Annotated in this window: 16 protein-coding genes; 7 read left to right on the forward strand and 9 right to left on the reverse strand. The window is 34.5% G+C overall.

The features are described from left to right. Nucleotides 1-2: 2 nt before the first annotated feature. Both ACKX2A_RS10095 and trpS read left to right on the forward strand, forming a co-directional pair. Entirely contained in the window at nt 3-647 is a 645-nt protein-coding gene (locus ACKX2A_RS10095; protein ID WP_415329327.1) for a SanA/YdcF family protein, read from the forward strand. A 196-nt stretch (nt 648-843) separates the two neighbouring features. After that, on the forward strand, nt 844-1,812 hold the full coding sequence (trpS, locus tag ACKX2A_RS10100) for a tryptophan--tRNA ligase (RefSeq protein WP_415329329.1): 969 nt from the start codon (nt 844-846) through the stop codon (nt 1,810-1,812). Nucleotides 1,813-1,865: 53 nt separating this feature from the next. On the opposite strand, the gene ACKX2A_RS10105 is transcribed toward trpS, so the two are convergent. The 5 genes from ACKX2A_RS10105 to ACKX2A_RS10125 all read right to left on the reverse strand — a co-directional run bounded on the left by ACKX2A_RS10105 (nt 1,866) and on the right by ACKX2A_RS10125 (nt 6,600). Continuing rightward, a complete protein-coding gene (locus ACKX2A_RS10105; RefSeq protein ID WP_415329330.1) occupies nt 1,866-2,561 on the reverse strand; it encodes a YjjG family noncanonical pyrimidine nucleotidase in 696 nt (231 codons plus the stop codon). A gap of 203 nt (nt 2,562-2,764) precedes the next feature. Beyond that, the gene (locus tag ACKX2A_RS10110) at nt 2,765-3,355 is read right to left on the reverse strand and encodes an RNA polymerase sigma factor (protein ID WP_415329331.1); all 591 of its coding nucleotides are present in this window, start codon (nt 3,353-3,355) and stop codon (nt 2,765-2,767) included. 196 nt (nt 3,356-3,551) lie between these two features. Beyond that, nucleotides 3,552-4,043 carry a hypothetical protein gene (locus ACKX2A_RS10115; RefSeq protein ID WP_415329333.1) on the reverse strand — a complete coding sequence of 164 codons (492 nt, stop codon included), beginning with the start codon at nt 4,041-4,043 and terminating at the stop codon, nt 3,552-3,554. Between the two features lie 85 nt (nt 4,044-4,128). Beyond that, nucleotides 4,129-5,409 carry a methionine adenosyltransferase gene (gene metK, locus ACKX2A_RS10120; RefSeq protein WP_415329335.1) on the reverse strand — a complete coding sequence of 427 codons (1,281 nt, stop codon included), beginning with the start codon at nt 5,407-5,409 and terminating at the stop codon, nt 4,129-4,131. Nucleotides 5,410-5,649: 240 nt separating this feature from the next. Further along, complete coding sequence (locus ACKX2A_RS10125; RefSeq protein ID WP_415329337.1) at nt 5,650-6,600, reverse strand: LysR substrate-binding domain-containing protein; 951 nt, start codon at nt 6,598-6,600, stop codon at nt 5,650-5,652. Nucleotides 6,601-6,732: 132 nt separating this feature from the next. Here ACKX2A_RS10125 and ACKX2A_RS10130 point away from each other — a divergent pair, with 132 nt between their 5' ends. From ACKX2A_RS10130 to ACKX2A_RS10150, 5 genes are all read left to right on the forward strand, one after another. Beyond that, nucleotides 6,733-8,220: a catalase gene (locus ACKX2A_RS10130; RefSeq protein ID WP_415329338.1), complete on the forward strand. Its 1,488-nt coding sequence runs from the start codon at nt 6,733-6,735 to the stop codon at nt 8,218-8,220. A gap of 107 nt (nt 8,221-8,327) precedes the next feature. After that, nucleotides 8,328-9,143, forward strand: coding sequence for an enoyl-CoA hydratase/isomerase family protein (locus ACKX2A_RS10135; protein WP_415329340.1), 816 nt, complete (start codon nt 8,328-8,330; stop codon nt 9,141-9,143). Nucleotides 9,144-9,145: 2 nt separating this feature from the next. Beyond that, nucleotides 9,146-9,568 (forward strand): deoxycytidylate deaminase, encoded by a 423-nt coding sequence (locus ACKX2A_RS10140; RefSeq protein ID WP_415329342.1) that lies wholly within the window; start codon nt 9,146-9,148, stop codon nt 9,566-9,568. Between the two features lie 10 nt (nt 9,569-9,578). Further along, nucleotides 9,579-10,493, forward strand: a complete 915-nt coding sequence (xerD, locus tag ACKX2A_RS10145) for a site-specific tyrosine recombinase XerD (RefSeq protein ID WP_415329343.1) — start codon at nt 9,579-9,581, stop codon at nt 10,491-10,493. Beyond that, nucleotides 10,490-11,005, forward strand: coding sequence for an NUDIX hydrolase (locus ACKX2A_RS10150; protein ID WP_415329345.1), 516 nt, complete (start codon nt 10,490-10,492; stop codon nt 11,003-11,005). Before xerD ends, ACKX2A_RS10150 begins: the two co-directional genes overlap by 4 nt. 119 nt (nt 11,006-11,124) lie before the next feature. Here the strand turns inward: ACKX2A_RS10150 and ACKX2A_RS10155 are convergent, their stop codons facing one another. The 4 genes from ACKX2A_RS10155 to ACKX2A_RS10170 form a co-directional block, all read right to left on the reverse strand. Beyond that, nucleotides 11,125-11,583: a heme-binding domain-containing protein gene (locus ACKX2A_RS10155; protein ID WP_415329346.1), complete on the reverse strand. Its 459-nt coding sequence runs from the start codon at nt 11,581-11,583 to the stop codon at nt 11,125-11,127. A gap of 6 nt (nt 11,584-11,589) precedes the next feature. Then, nucleotides 11,590-13,335: an Ig-like domain-containing protein gene (locus tag ACKX2A_RS10160; protein ID WP_415329348.1), complete on the reverse strand. Its 1,746-nt coding sequence runs from the start codon at nt 13,333-13,335 to the stop codon at nt 11,590-11,592. A 25-nt stretch (nt 13,336-13,360) separates the two neighbouring features. Continuing rightward, nucleotides 13,361-14,623, reverse strand: a complete 1,263-nt coding sequence (locus ACKX2A_RS10165; protein ID WP_415329349.1) for a serine hydrolase domain-containing protein — start codon at nt 14,621-14,623, stop codon at nt 13,361-13,363. Nucleotides 14,624-14,808: 185 nt separating this feature from the next. Next, nucleotides 14,809-15,738, reverse strand: coding sequence for a 2-hydroxyacid dehydrogenase (locus tag ACKX2A_RS10170; RefSeq protein WP_415329450.1), 930 nt, complete (start codon nt 15,736-15,738; stop codon nt 14,809-14,811). Nucleotides 15,739-15,793 lie beyond the last annotated feature (55 nt).

The following is a 15,793-nucleotide window of genomic DNA, read 5'->3' on the forward strand; positions in this document are numbered from 1 at the left end:
TAATGAAAAAAATTATTAAAAATATTTTTAAATTCTTCCTGCTTCTTATCGTTGCAGGAATTATTTTTATTTCCTGGGCAAATTACAGCATCAAAAAAGACAGCGATCATTTTGTCTCCTATAATATTGCCGATGTTCCCCAAACAAAAACAGCATTGCTTCTCGGAACCAGCAAAAACCTAAACAGTGGGCTTCCCAATGCATACTTCTACAACAGGATTCAGGCTGCGATTGATCTTTATAAAAGCGGAAAGATCCAATATATTATTGTAAGTGGAGACAACAGCACAAAAGATTACAATGAACCGGAAGATATGTTATTAACTTTAATGAAATACGGAATTCCGCAGGATAAAATTTTTCTTGATCACGCCGGCTTTAGAACATTGGATTCTGTTGTGAGGGCGAAAGAAATTTTTGGGCAGACAAGATTGGTTATTATTTCGCAAAAGTTTCATAATGAAAGAGCCGTATTTTTAGCTAAACAAAACGGAATTGAAGCTTTCGGATATAATGCGAAAGATGTGAATAAATATGCCGGTTTCAAAACCAATATGAGAGAATATTTGGCAAAAGCAAAGGCGTATTACGATTTACTTTTGGGCGTTGAGCCTAAGTTTGGAGGGGAGAAAATTTTGATTCCCTGATTTAATTGAAAATATTTTATTAACCACAGATTCACACAAATTTACACAGATGATTGCGTATATTTTTTCTTTTTAATGAATTTAGAATATAAACATCTGTGCAAATTTGTGCGAATCTGTGGTATAACTTTATTATACTTTAAACTGATTCTCGTAGATTTGCAATTCATTAATTTTTAAATATAAATTTTAAACAATGTCAAGAATTCTTACCGGCATTCAAGCCACCGGAACACCGCATCTTGGTAATTTATTAGGTGCTATTATTCCTGCAATTGAGCTATCAAAACAGGAAGGAAACGAATCATTTTTATTCATCGCGAATCTGCATTCTCTTACGCAGATAAAAGACGCGAAAGAACTGAAACAGAATACCTACGAGATTGCTGCGGCTTGGCTTGCTTGTGGATTGGATACCGAAAAAACATTTTTTTACAGACAGAGCGACATCCCTGAAACCTGTGAACTTTCTTGGCATTTATCATGTTTTTTTCCTTATCAGAGATTGACTTTAGCCCATTCATTTAAAGATAAAGCAGACCGTTTGCAGGATGTAAATGCCGGATTGTTTACCTATCCGATTTTGATGGCTGCAGATATTCTGCTTTATGATGCGGAAATTGTTCCTGTTGGAAAAGATCAGCTTCAGCATTTGGAAATCGCTCGTGATGTGGCTTCAAGATTCAACAATCAGATGGGTGAAGTTTTTGTTTTGCCACAATCTGAACTTCAGGAAAACACGAAATATGTTCCCGGAGTTGACGGACACAAAATGTCTAAATCCAGAGGAAACATCATCAATATTTTCCTGCCTGAAAAAGAATTGAAAAAACAGGTAATGAGCATTGAATCTGATTCTAAAACTTTGGAAGAACCAAAAGACCCGGAAACCGATAAGACATTTGCCATTTATCAATTGATTGCAACTCCAGAACAGACAGAAGAATTAAGAGCAAAATATTTGGCTGGAAACTTCGGTTACGGTCATGCTAAAAAAGAACTTTTGGATCTTATTTTAGTGAAGTTCGTGAAAGAAAGAGAACTTTTTTCTTATTACATGAACAATCTTGAGGAACTGGAAGCCAAACTTCAGGAGGGAGCAGCAAAAACTAGAGTTATTGCTTCGGAAACGATAAAAAGAGTGAGAGAGAGCTTAGGAATTTAATATTTTTAGCTTGAAATATAGTTTCGGCGGCACCCTTGGTGCCGCCGAAACTTTTATAAATACTCTTTAATCTGCAAAAGATGCTTAATCACCTTCAATCCTTCCTCTTCCCTATTTTCATTTAAAACATCAAAGAAAATAACATCCATTCCGAAGTTTTGAGCACCGACAACATCTGCGATCCAGTCGTCACCTATCAGGATACTGTTTTGTGTTGTGGCATCGGAAAGATTTAAAGAATATTCAAAAATTTCAGGGCGAGGTTTTCTTACACCAACGCTATCCGCACTTGTGATCGTCTGAAAATACTTATCAATTCCGGATAAAATACATTTTCTTTCTGTCACTTCTTTGAATCCGTTGGAAATAATGTGTAAAGTATAATTTTTAGCTTTAAGATATTCTAAAATATATTCTGCACCCTCTACCAATTCATTATGATTGAGAATTTTATCTAAAAAATGTTCTTCAAAGTACATTGACAATTCAGAATCATCAACGTTAAAATGTTTAAACGTATCGTAAAAACGGTGTTTTCTGAGATATTCTTTATCAATAATTCCGTCGCGAATGTCTTCCCAAAGTTTTTCATTAATTTCATGATAAACAGAATGGAATTTATCAAAATTGATATTATATTTTAACTCGATTTCTTCTTTTTCAAAAAGATCCTTTATTGTTAAATAGGCATTTCTGCGGTGATCCCAAAGTGTATTATCAAGATCAAAAAAAATGTGCTGAATTTTCATACAGCACAAAATTAATAATTTTAATTTTTGGAAATCGGATAATTCTTGGCCTTGGTTTTTACAACCTCGACGCTCTTCGAAAAACTGAGTAAGAACTCAATAGTTTGTTTCTTAGGTTTCAAAGTTTTCACTTTTAAGGAATCATTTTTTCTCATAGGCGATACATGTTTTTCCTTAAAACGAGAATTTTCCGAATTTATTATCTATCGTGTCAAGATAATATGATTTTCGTCCATGATTTTTCTCAGGTTTATCAAAGCGTAGCGTACTCTTCCCAACGTGGTATTAATGCTCATGTCTGTATGGTCCGCGATTTCTTTAAAACTCAGTCCGTCGAAAAATCTTAATTTGATAACTTCCTGCTGATTTTGCGGAAGGAATTGAAGCATTCTCAGCAAATCCTCCTGAATCTGGTTCGTTACCAACTGATCTTCAATATTTTCTGAAGGTTCTCTCAACAGATCAAAAATAGAATATTCATCGGTTTCAAAAGTAGTTTCCGAAACTTTAATGTTTTTTGCTTTTGATCTAAAATGGTCAATAATGAGATTGTGGGCGATTCTTTTTGCCCAAAGAATAAATTTTCCTTCCTCGTTGTAACGTCCTTCTTTCAGCATTACAATAATCTTCATGAATGTATCCTGAAATACGTCGTTGGCTAGATCTTCATCATTAATTTTGTAAAAAATGAATGTAAACAGTTCTCTCTGATGGCGGTGAATTAGGGTCGACAACGCCTCTTCGTCTCCTTTCTGGTAAAGGGAAATAAGTAAACTATCCGATTTTGATTTCATAACTTCTTCTCAATAAATATTTTTGCTGACAATCGCTAATCCAGATATTTTATCTGGCTATAGCTGTAAATACAAAACAATTCTTCAGAGTAAAGTCCAATCAATAGGCGGTACAATTTTATATGGTGTAAATATAATAATTTTTTAATAACTGTTAACCTATTATTAAATTTTTACGAGAAAAATTTAAAAAAAATCATTTAAACATGTCATGAATGAATACAGTAGGGATATTTAGTGAAAAATTAACATTCAGACCTTTCAATTCTTTGCCATTTATTCCGCTGTTTCCGATTGGAAAAGCATATCCTCCCGTCAAATCCAGCATCCCGAAAAGCGTAACTCCAACTTTCGGAGCAACATATTTGTTAGTTCCCTCCGCACCAATTAAGAAATAATAGGAGTGTTTAAAGTCTACATTTTTTTCAAAATTTAACAAAACATCGGCAGAAATTTTCGGCATGATGGCGAATTTGGAATTTGCAGAACCCATCATTGCGGTAGCTCCCAAACGATAAATAACATCATCATTTTTCAGAAAAAGCAATTTGCCTCCTAATTCTCCGAAACTCTGATTTTGGTATGTGTATCCTACCGTAATCATTTTGTGCACCGTATATTGTGCTTTTGCAAACGTACTCAGGAAAAATATGGAAAGAATTGTAATTGCGAATCTAAAATTCATCATCTTTAATTATTATTTGAATGTAAAATTAAAAAAAACTGCCTTATCGGAAAGATAAAGCAGTTCATTTATTTTTTTAAGTATGAAATTAAATTCCGAATGAAGCTTTAATCTCGTCAACTTTGTCTAATTTTTCCCAAGTAAAGAACTCTAAACCGGTTAAGGTAAGTTCATTCTTGTGTCCTTTATTAAAAGTTTTATCAGCTACATAATGCTCTCTTCCCATATGTCCATAAGAAGCCGTATCCTGATAAATTGGGTTTCTCAATTTTAAGTTTTGCTCGATAGCATAAGGTCTTAAATCGAAAATTGTAGAAACTTTTTTAGCAATATCCCCATCATGAAGATCCACTTTTGCAGTTCCGTACGTGTTAATGTATAAACCACAAGGTTCAGCAACACCAATCGCGTAAGAAACCTGTACCAAAACCTCATCTGCAACACCTGCAGCCACTAAGTTTTTAGCAATGTGTCTCGTTGCGTAAGCAGCACTTCTGTCTACTTTTGAAGGATCTTTTCCAGAGAAAGCACCTCCACCGTGAGCTCCTTTTCCACCATAAGTATCTACAATAATTTTTCTTCCTGTAAGACCTGTATCTCCGTGAGGACCTCCGATTACGAATTTACCTGTTGGGTTGATATGATATTTGATCTGATCATTAAACAAAGCCTTAATTTCCTCAGTTTGTAAAGCAACAACTCTAGGAATCAAGATGTTTTTAATGTCTTCTCTGATTTTGTTCAACATTTCCTCTTCAGACCCGAAATCATCATGCTGAGTAGAAACTACGATAGAATCGATTCTGATTGGTTTGTGATCGTCAGAATACTCGATTGTAACCTGAGATTTTGCATCCGGACGAAGATATTTGATTTCAGAATCTTCTCTTCTGATCGCAGAAAGTTCTTTAAGAATAGTATGTGCCAAATCCAAAGCCAGAGGCATATAGTTTGCCGTTTCGTTGGTTGCATAACCGAACATCATTCCCTGATCTCCAGCTCCCTGAGCGTTTGCTTTAGCTTCGAAAGACTCGTCATTTACCGCTCTGTCAACACCTTGATTAATGTCCGGAGACTGCTCGTGAATTGCAGAGATAACTCCACAAGAATCACCATTGAACATGTACTCTCCTTTTGTATAACCAATTCCGTTGATTACCTCTCTTGCAATAGTCTGTACATCAAGATAAGCATCAGATTTTACTTCACCGGCCAAAACTACTTGTCCTGTTGTAACAAGAGTCTCACAAGCAACTTTTGAAGATTTGTCGTATGCTAAAAAGTGATCGATTAATGCATCAGAGATTTGATCGGCAATTTTATCCGGATGTCCTTCTGAAACGGATTCAGACGTAAATAAATAAGACATATTATTCTATTTGTTTTTTAGATTAAAAAATATACGAAGAAAAATAAGAATAATTGGTCTAAAAGGTCTAAAAAAGAAATACTGTTTTAGCATATTTTTATAGAGGTTGCAATCAGGTCAAATTTTTCCTCGTTCGTAAACTTTGGCAAATTTAAGTACTATTTTTTAATACTCAAAATTTTTGTTTACTAATTATAATTTTCTTTAAATTAATGATTTATCACGATTTAACATAAAATACTATTGTGGTTTTATGCTTACGAATTCTTTCGGGCTTTCATTATAATTGAGTTTTTTCTCCAATGAAATTCTGATAGAATGTGATAATTCGTCAATAATTTTCTGCTTAAATGTCGGTTTGTAGTAAATTATACTTATCTCTCTGTAAGGGAAAGGCTTTTTAAATCTGAAAACATTTCCTTTTTGCTCCTCAGAAAGCTGACTTAATGCTAATTCCGGTAAAATACTGATTCCGCCTACTTTATCCACCATATGTACCAAAGTCTGAATATTTGATGCCAAAAAATCCAAGTTCTTAGGTTTCAAAGTATTCTCTTTTAAATGACAGATATTCTCAAATTGGTTTCTCAGACAGTTTCCTTCTTCCAATAACCAAACTTTTTCAACATTAAGATCTTCCGGAACAACGTAAGAATTCTTCTTGTTTGTTTCTGTATCAGAGCTGTAAATCATTAATTCTTCATTGAATAAGAAATCCTGATAAAACTCGTCTGCAGCGTCGTAAGGTGTAGAAATAATTCCTGCATCCAATTCGCCTGCTTTTAAAGACTTGATAATATTATCTGTCGTCATTTCTTTCACATTCATCTGAATTTTAGGATTTTCTTCCAAAAAGTGAAAAATCTCAGTTGGTAAGATGAAAGATGAAACAGTAGGAATTATACCAATATTGATAGTACCTCCAAGAATATTATTTAGAAGATTAGCCTTATTTTTTAATTCATTGACAGACTCTATGATTACCTTCGCCTGATCGATGATTTGTAGACCAACATCTGTGGTACGAATCGGGTGCGTCGTTCTATCGAAAACCTTTACATCCAGTTCATCCTCAAATTTCTGTATCATTGCACTTAACGTAGGCTGCGTAATGAAGCATGCTTGAGCTGCTTTACCAAAATGTTTGTACTTATCGACAGCGATAAGGTACTCCAGTTGCTGAATGTTCATGTGATTAATATTATCTATTACAAAGATAAAATGTTTTTGCTATTGGCAATCAAAAATTCAAGTAAATTTGATATTTAGTACCTTTACATAATTCAATATAATTAATTAGTTTATCAAACAAAATATAAGCATATGGATTCTAAGAAATTAACGTTAAGCAACGGCTCTCCATATTATGAGCATCAGGATTCACAAACAGTTGGCCCAAGAGGACCGGTTTTGTTGCAGGATTTTATTTTACAGGAAAATCTGGCACATTTCGTGAGAGAAAGAATTCCTGAAAGAGTTGTGCATGCGAAAGGAAGTGGAGCTTATGGAACATTCACGGTAACACATGACATTAGTCAATATACAAAAGCAAAATTATTTTCAAAAGTAGGTAACTCATGCAGAATGTTTGCCCGTTTTTCTACTGTTGGAGGAGAAAAAGGAAGTGCAGATACAGCAAGAGATCCTAGAGGTTTTGCTTTAAAATTTTATACGGAAGACGGAAACTGGGATTTGGTAGGAAACAATACGCCTGTATTCTTTATTAAAGATGCTAAAAAATTTCCAGACTTTATCCACACTCAGAAAAGAGTTCCGAAAACGAATCTGAAAAGCGCAACCATGATGTGGGATTTCTGGAGCTTAAATCCTGAATCTCTTCATCAGGTTTTAATTTTAATGTCAGACAGAGGAACACCTCACGGTTATAGACATATGCACGGCTTCGGGTCTCATACGTTTTCTATGATTAATGATAAAAATGAAAGAGTTTGGGTGAAATTCCATTTTAAAACAAAACAGGGAATTAAAAACTTTACGAATGATGATGCTGTAAAAATGTCTGGAGAAAATCCAGATTTTGCACAGGAAGATCTTTGCAACGCCATTGAAAACGGTGATTTCCCGAAATGGACAATGTACATCCAAGTGATGACTGAAGAACAGGCAAGAGATTTCAGATGGAATCCTTTTGATGTGACTAAAGTTTGGTTCCAAAGCGATTTTCCATTAATTGAAGTTGGAGAAATGGAATTGAATGAAGTTCCTGTCAATTATTTTGCACACGTGGAGCAATCGACTTTTTCTCCTAGTAATTTAATCAACGGAATTAGCTTTTCACCGGACAAAATGCTTCAAGGAAGATTATTTTCTTATCCCGATGCACACAGATATAGAGTTGGGGTAAATGCTCATCATTTAGAAGTAAACAGATGTCCTTTTGCTACTCATAATTATCAAAGAGACGGTTTTATGGCAGATTCCAGCGAGTATTTGGATAAGCCAAATTATCATCCGAACAGTTTTGATGATATTAAACCAGATCCATCATACAAAAACTATGAATATGAACTAGATAGTGCGCACGTTGCAAATTACAATAGAAATGAAAGCGACGATGATCATTACACTCAACCTGGGTTATTATATTCAAAAGCGATGAATGCGGAAGACAGAGAGCATCTTGTGAATAACATCATCGGAAGTATGAGAGGAATATCCGGTCCCAAAAAGGATGAAATCATCAATCGGCAGCTGTGCCACTTTTTCAGAGCCAATATTGAGCTTGGCATGAAAGTAGCTTCTCAACTAAATGTCGTTATCGACGCGAATATGATGAATCATTCAAAATAATCATTATTGAATAATAATTTATATTAAAAGGAAAAAAAGTGAATATTTTTTCCTTTTTTTTGTAAAAAATTTATAATTTGCAAAAAATAATATTTTAAAGTGGAAAAATGAGTTACGAGAACATATTATTAAATAAAGAAGATAAAGTTTCTATCATTACCATAAATAGACCTCAAAGTCTGAATGCATTGAATGCGCAGACAATTAGAGAGATCAGTTCAGCTTTAGATGAATTAAATTCAGACGCAACATGCAGAGTAATTATCCTTACAGGAAGTGGGGAGAAATCTTTCGTTGCTGGAGCGGACATTAAAGAATTCAGTGATTTTGGACAAGAAAAAGCTGAAGAACTTGCAAGAAACGGACAAAATATTTTGTTCGATAAAATAGAAAATATGACCAAACCTGTAATTGCAGCCGTAAACGGTTTCGCATTAGGAGGAGGTCTGGAGCTTGCTATGGCATGCCACATTCGATATGCATCGGAGAATGCTAAATTGGGTCTTCCGGAAGTAACTTTAGGATTAATTCCTGGTTACGGTGGAACTCAAAGGCTTCCGAAGCTTGTAGGAAAGGGTATTGCCAACGAAATGATCTTCTCTGCCAAAATGGTTCCTGCTGCGAGAGCAAAAGAAATTGGATTGGTAAATGAAGTTTATCCTATTGAAGAACTATTAACAAAAACAAAGGAATTAGCAAATGTTATTGCCCACAATTCACCGATGGCAATTTCTAAGGCAATTCATGCAGTGAATTTATCTTACACGGAAAAAGGTTTTGAAACTGAAATTAAATATTTCGGAGAACTTTTTGAGCTGGACGATAAAAAAGAAGGAGTTTCTGCGTTTCTTGAAAAAGAAAACCAAACTTCTAAGAACTTATTTAACCTTAATACAAATTATTTCGAAAAACTAATGCTGTAGGTATGAATAAGTTTGACAAGGCTTATCTTAAAATGGCTCAGGAATGGGCAAAACTTTCCTATTGTAAACGAAAACAAGTAGGAGCTCTTATCGTAAAAGATAGGATGATTATTTCAGATGGTTATAATGGTACTCCTTCGGGGTTCGAAAACTGCTGTGAGGATAATGAAGGCAAAACACACTGGTATGTGCTACATGCAGAAGCCAATGCTATTTTAAAATTGGCAGCTTCCACTCAATCTGCAAAAGGCGCAACGTTGTATCTCACACTCTCTCCATGTAAAGAATGCAGTAAGCTCATTCTACAGGCGGGAATTGCGAGGTTAGTCTACATTAATGAGTATTCGGATGATGACGGAATATCGTTTTTAAGAAACCACAATATTGAAATAGAGCAAATTTCGGACTGTGAACTAAAAAAATAACACAACAACAATGACTTGGGATGAAAAAATTAAGGATTTTGAAATATTTCTTCGATTTGAAAGAAATTTTTCAGAAAACACACTCGACGCCTATATTCGAGACATCAGAAAACTAAAAGAATACGCAGAAGAAGATCTGGAAAACGTCGGTCCAGACATTATAGGCTATGAAAATCTGCAGGAATACATCTTCAACCTTTCCAAACAAAAATTCAGCGAAAGATCACAGGCAAGATGGATATCTTCCATTAAAGCTTTCTTCAAATACCTTTTGGAGGATGAATATCGTGAAGACAATCCGGCTTCTCTGCTGGAAGGCCCCAAGTTGGGATTATACCTTCCCGATACATTGAGTCTGCCTGATATCAACAAGATTATCAGCGCAATAGAAATCAATTCAGATCTTGGAAAGAGAAATCAGTGCATCATAGAAGTTCTTTATGGATGCGGTTTGCGCGTTTCGGAACTTATTGATATTAAAATTTCAAATATTAATTTTAAAGAGCAGTACATCAAAGTACACGGAAAAGGAAACAAAACCCGTTTCGTTCCTTTGGCTGAATATACGGCAGAATTGCTGGAAAATTATATTCAGGAAACCCGTTCGAAAAATAAAATTAATAAGAAATATGAGGACACACTTTTCCTAAATAGCCGCGGAACATCGATGTCCAGAGTAATCGTATTCTTAATTATAAAAGAACTGACAGACAAAGCAGGAGTAAGCAAGAAAATTTCACCACACACTTTCAGACATTCTTTTGCAACGCATTTGTTGCAAAACGGTGCAGATTTGCGCTACATTCAGGAAATGCTTGGTCATTCGAGCATTACAACAACTGAAATTTACACACATTTGAAAACGGAAGAACTTCGAGATGTGATCTTGACTTATCATCCGAGAAATATTAATATTGCTCAATGAAAATATTGAAATATTGCCCAAGCTGCGGCAAAGAATCTTTAAACTGGGACGGCGAAAAAAAATGGAGCTGCCCTGAGTGTAATTTCACTTTATACAACAACGTTGCCGGAGCTGTCGCTGTGGTGATAAAACATGAAGATGAAATTTATCTTACAAGAAGAAACAGAGACCCGAAAAAAGGAAAACTAGATCTTGCCGGAGGATTTGTAGATCCAAAGGAAAGCGCGGAAGAAACGTGCAAAAGAGAGCTTTTTGAGGAATTGCAGCTTGATGTTGATATGTCAAATTTAAAGTACTTAACAAGCCTTCCCAACGTGTATCAGTACAAAGAAATAGATTACAATACGATCGATCTTTTTTATGAATACACCGTTTCGGAAAAATTTGAGGTCAATCTCGAATTATCTGAAATCTCAGAAGCAGTCTGGATCCCTTTGAAAGAATTGGATCTGGAAGATATCGCTTTTGATTCTCAGAAGGTCTTTTTTAAGGAATATTTGAAGAATATTTAAATTTCTAACTTAAAAAAATTAACACTCGCAGATTTAGCGGATTGAGCAGATGATTACGTTTAAAATCTGCGTAATTGCTAAATCTGCGAGTGTTTTTCTTTATCTAAATTAAAATTGAATTAATACGTTTTCGATTTCAGCATTTCTTCGAAATACTTTATCAGCAAAGCCCTTTCTGCATCGGATAAATTTGCTTCTTTATGATAAACAATATATCCAGGCATTGGCATTGTTTTGCTCTGAATTGTCTGGATTGTTTTACTCAGCATACTTTCCTTTAAATCTTTATTATAAGTATCCCAAACCGAAAAATTCATATGCTCTCGACCTTCGTTGACGTGACTTTTCACAGACCAAGAAATCGGTGCGATGTAAGCATATTTCGGATAAACTGTTTCATCGGAATGACAATCATAGCAAGCTCCCTTTAACAATCCTGCGATTTTTTCGGGAGTTTTTTTGGCTTCAACAAAGTTTACTTTATGATTCACCGGCTTATTCACTTTATCCGTTGGAAAAAACTGAATTAAGGCAAATCCCACTAAAGTCCAGAAAATTATTTGTTTAAACGTCTTCATATTCACTTATCTGGTAGGCGTCAACAATGCGTCATTACCTTTTAAATTCATTTTCTTTGGGTCTTGCGGTGGATTATTGTTGGTATTCGTTTTAGGAGTACTCAATTTTGATGTATCTAAAACTCTTGTATCTTTTAAATCCCAAGTTTCGTTGCTATCCCACAATGGTCTCACAATCGCTGTTTTATAGAAAATGTAAGAATCTTCTGCAAAGACATCATTTTGGAAATCGGCTTCGTCCCAGAATTTATTTTCATTGTTATCAACCAAAATTCTTACAATATATTCACCCGGCTTTAAAATATCGAATGTCACTTCACTTCCTTTCGTATATTTCTGGAATAAAACTTTATCTGATGTGTCTAACAATTGAAGCCAATAACTTGAAGTCGGTGCATTTTGTAATGTGAAATGTAATTTTCCGTAATTTTCAACTTTATCAACCTCAAAATCAAATCTTTTGGATTGAGAATTTTTAGCATAAAAAGAAGAAACTGTTTCTTTTGGAACCGTCAATTGATATTTTTTTCCTGAAACAAAATTGGCATTTACAAAAATCTGATAAGGATTTGTTTCCGAAATTTTTGCTGTAAAAGGCAATGTATTTAATGAATCTCCGGCTTCTCTGAAAATCCATTTTTCGGTATTTATTTTATCTAAATAATAATTTGAACTAAGCTTTAAATCTTCCTTCGGAGCTAGCATTCCTGAGCTTTCATTGGTAAGATCCATTGTGCTTTTAGCATTGTATTTATAGAAAAGGGAAGCATTATACAACGAATCTTTTTTCCCAACACCTGCATTATAACCAAATTTCAGGTTCTCGGTAGCTTTTTGTCCGACATCACTTTTTACTGCGTCGAACCAAATTTTTACCGTATCGGATTTTGGAGCATGAGTGACTTTATAATCGGTAATTTTCTCGCTTAACGGCTGAACTTTTACATTCTCAGGTTTTCCTTCAAAAGCCATCAGTACACCCCCCGGTGTTTCTTTCATTTCAAGATACTTCACCGGTTTTTTGGATGGGAATAATTTTAAATTTAATCCTGAAACAGATTTTTCAACCACAACAGGATCTTTCTGGAAACCTATCTTCTCCTTACCTGGGTCATACATAGAATTTCCGTTTTCATCTTCAAAAGCAATGATTTTATATTTTCCGGGAGCAAGATAATTGAGCTCATAATATCCGTCGTCGTCTACCTTAGTTATATAGTAAGGTTTCTGTTTGTAATTCATTGTATCTTTTACCTGATAAAGTCCTACAACAAATTTATTTTCACTTGCTTTTTTGGTAGATAAAGCATCTTTAATTTCTCCGCTTATGTAAAGATCGTCCAGTTTATCACCTGTAGAAAAGGCAAAGTTGTAATATCTTAAAACATTATTTTCATTATTATCTGCAATCGCGTTTCCGAAATTAAAATTGTAAGTTGTATTCGCCTGCAACGTGTCTGTCCATTGAATTAAGACAAACTTATTTGCAATATTCGAAGGAATAATACGCTTGATATTTTTAATCGGAGGCGAAATATTTAAATTTTTATTGATGTCCTTCAACGTTACATACTCGTCAAAATCAAGACGGAGCTCTTTGATGTCTCTCGGAACATTTATCCTTGTCGTATCAATATTTGAGTTTAGAAATTTTGGAGCCAATGTATCTTTCGGTCCACCAACAGGCGATCCAACCCTTGCACAAGACTGCAACAGAAAACCGATGACGAATAATAGAAGAAATCTTTTCATGAACATGTTTACGCAAAAATAAACATTATTCTCCATAAACCTCACCATGACTGCTCAATGTATCTTTATCTTCGCTCATGATGCTGTGAAGCTTATCCTTCTGAACCGGAAAATCTTCGAATAAACCTGATAAAGCCAATGCTGTATACACTTTATTTGAATATTTATTCCCGATCGCTACAATCGTCACTTTTGATTTTAACAAGTGAGCGAAAACAGAGTTTGTGCCGTGCCACCAACCGTTGTGATAGGTTAATTTTTCTCCGTTATCAAAAATTTTCATTCTGAAACCAAAACCATAATTATTCATTCCAGCTTTTTCTTGACTGTAAGGAGTGAACACTTTTTCCATTAAATCAGGCTGTAAAAAATGCTTCGAAAACATCGCTTTTGAGAAATTATATAAATCTCTCGGCGTTGTGTACACATTTTTATCACCATAAATAAGATCTAATCGATCTAAAGGATACAATCTGTTTCCACCATAATAAAAAGACTGAGAAGCCGTCGGAATATCTTTTTCCTGAAAAATGTAGGTATTTTTCATTTTCAAAGGATCAAAAACCATTTCTTTCATTGCTTGTGGGAAAGGCATTTTTGTCACTTTTTCAACCAATAAGGCCAATAAAGCGAAATTGGTGTTGCAGTACATAAAACCTGTGTCGGTTTCTCTTGCTAAATCGGGTTTGTATTTAATCAGCATATTCAAAACGTCTTCATTAGTGATAAACTGCTTTGAAAGTTCTGCCGGAGCAGGTTGAATTTTTGTAATGAAATATTCGTATTTCGGAAGACCGCTTCTTTGGTCTAATAATGTTTTAACAGTAACATTCGGATAAGGAAATCCTGGAAAAAATTGTGTTAAATGATCTGATAATTTGATCTTCCCGGCTTCAACCAACTTCAACATTGCCATCGCAGTCAAAGTTTTTGAAACGGAAGCTACATGAAGCGGAGTATCTTTATTGATTGCTTTTTGATTGTCTTGCCTTGCAAAACCTCTGTAATTTTCATAAATGATATCGTCGCCTTTTGCCACTAAAATCCCACCGCTAAGATCACTTCCTTCCCAAACTTTTTTGTAATATTGATCTATATAGCGAGTCAGCGATGCTTTATCAGAAAGCTGACTGTCTTCTTTCGTAAAAACATTGCTCAGATCTACATTCCCATAATTAGGAAGACTGGTCGTATTTTCAGCGACAGCTTCTTTGTTTTCAGATTTTTTTTTACAGGAAAAAATGGATAAAAAGACAGTTAAAATAAGTACAAAATTGCGCATCCTCATGAGTTTCAAAAATGAGCGGCAATTTAATAAAACTCAAAATAAATATTAAATATTGAGCATGAATTATGAATTATTTAACATAAAACGAAATAATGACGAAAAAGGTAAAATTGTCAAGATTTTATAATCAAGATGATTTTAGTTTTTAATAAATACTTCGACAGCTCAGCATCACTATATTTTAATTAAGCAAATTGTGCAATAATCTTATCAACAATCACCTGCGCAAGCTTCTCTTTGCTTTGTACCGTCCAACCTGCGATATGCGGTGTAACGATCACTTTTTCTGAATTCAAAAGATATTGAAGATCTTCATTTTCTCCTTCAATATTCTCGAAAGAAGATTTTTCATATTCTAAAACATCAAGACAGGCGCCTTTTACTTTTCCCGCTTTTAAAGCTTCAACTAAACTTTTAGTTTCGATATTTTTACCTCTTGCCGTATTCACGAAATAGAAGTCGTTTTTCATATCGGAAATGAAAGGTCCGTCAATTAAATAATAAGATTCATCCGTCAAAGGAATATGTAAACTTAAAATCTCTGCCTGTTCTTTTAATTCTTTCAAAGTTACCTGAGTTGCATATTCATCCGAAAGGTTTGGTAAAATATCATAGAAAATCACTTTACAGCCAAAACCTGAAAGTCTTTTTGCAGTTGCCTTTCCCATGTTTCCATAACCGATTAAACCCACAGTTTTTCCTAGTAATTCGTCACCACGGTTTTCTTCACGCAGCCAGATTCCGTTTTTAACCTCCTGAGACGCGATAAAAAGTCGATGCATTAAAATCAATAACATACCCACAACATGTTCTGCAACAGAGTCTCTATTTCCTTCGGGAGAATTTATCAATTGAATTCCCATTTTTTCAGCAACCGGAATATCGATATTTTCCATTCCCGCTCCTACCCTTGCGATGAATTTCAGATTTTTTGCTTTTTCTAAAAAATTTTTGTCTAAAGGAATTCGGCTTCTGATAATAACACCATCATAATTTTCAATTTTATTACAAACCTCATCGTAAGAGGACGTAAAATCCTCCTCTAAAATAAAATTTTTAGCCAAAAGCTGTTCGGTAATTAGTGGGTGGTTTTTATCTAAAAGCAATATTCTCATCGAAGACATAATTCTTATATTTGTTGATGCAAAGGTAAGTTACAAAGATTTAGAA

Source organism: Chryseobacterium sp. MMS23-Vi53 (genome assembly GCF_047651245.1).
GTDB lineage: Bacteria > Bacteroidota > Bacteroidia > Flavobacteriales > Weeksellaceae > Chryseobacterium.

Coding starts and splice junctions, on each gene's coding strand:
- ACKX2A_RS10155 (WP_415329346.1), bottom strand. CDS start 11,583: ATGAAGACGTTTAAACAAATAATTTTCTGGACTTTAGTGGGATTTGCC.
- ACKX2A_RS10165 (WP_415329349.1), bottom strand. CDS start 14,623: ATGAGGATGCGCAATTTTGTACTTATTTTAACTGTCTTTTTATCCATT.
- trpS (WP_415329329.1), top strand. CDS start 844: ATGTCAAGAATTCTTACCGGCATTCAAGCCACCGGAACACCGCATCTT.
- ACKX2A_RS10095 (WP_415329327.1), top strand. CDS start 3: ATGAAAAAAATTATTAAAAATATTTTTAAATTCTTCCTGCTTCTTATC.
- ACKX2A_RS10170 (WP_415329450.1), bottom strand. CDS start 15,738: ATGAGAATATTGCTTTTAGATAAAAACCACCCACTAATTACCGAACAG.
- ACKX2A_RS10125 (WP_415329337.1), bottom strand. CDS start 6,600: ATGAACATTCAGCAACTGGAGTACCTTATCGCTGTCGATAAGTACAAA.
- ACKX2A_RS10140 (WP_415329342.1), top strand. CDS start 9,146: ATGAATAAGTTTGACAAGGCTTATCTTAAAATGGCTCAGGAATGGGCA.
- ACKX2A_RS10105 (WP_415329330.1), bottom strand. CDS start 2,561: ATGAAAATTCAGCACATTTTTTTTGATCTTGATAATACACTTTGGGAT.
- xerD (WP_415329343.1), top strand. CDS start 9,579: ATGACTTGGGATGAAAAAATTAAGGATTTTGAAATATTTCTTCGATTT.
- ACKX2A_RS10130 (WP_415329338.1), top strand. CDS start 6,733: ATGGATTCTAAGAAATTAACGTTAAGCAACGGCTCTCCATATTATGAG.
- ACKX2A_RS10150 (WP_415329345.1), top strand. CDS start 10,490: ATGAAAATATTGAAATATTGCCCAAGCTGCGGCAAAGAATCTTTAAAC.
- ACKX2A_RS10160 (WP_415329348.1), bottom strand. CDS start 13,335: ATGAAAAGATTTCTTCTATTATTCGTCATCGGTTTTCTGTTGCAGTCT.
- ACKX2A_RS10115 (WP_415329333.1), bottom strand. CDS start 4,043: ATGATGAATTTTAGATTCGCAATTACAATTCTTTCCATATTTTTCCTG.
- metK (WP_415329335.1), bottom strand. CDS start 5,409: ATGTCTTATTTATTTACGTCTGAATCCGTTTCAGAAGGACATCCGGAT.
- ACKX2A_RS10110 (WP_415329331.1), bottom strand. CDS start 3,355: ATGAAATCAAAATCGGATAGTTTACTTATTTCCCTTTACCAGAAAGGA.
- ACKX2A_RS10135 (WP_415329340.1), top strand. CDS start 8,328: ATGAGTTACGAGAACATATTATTAAATAAAGAAGATAAAGTTTCTATC.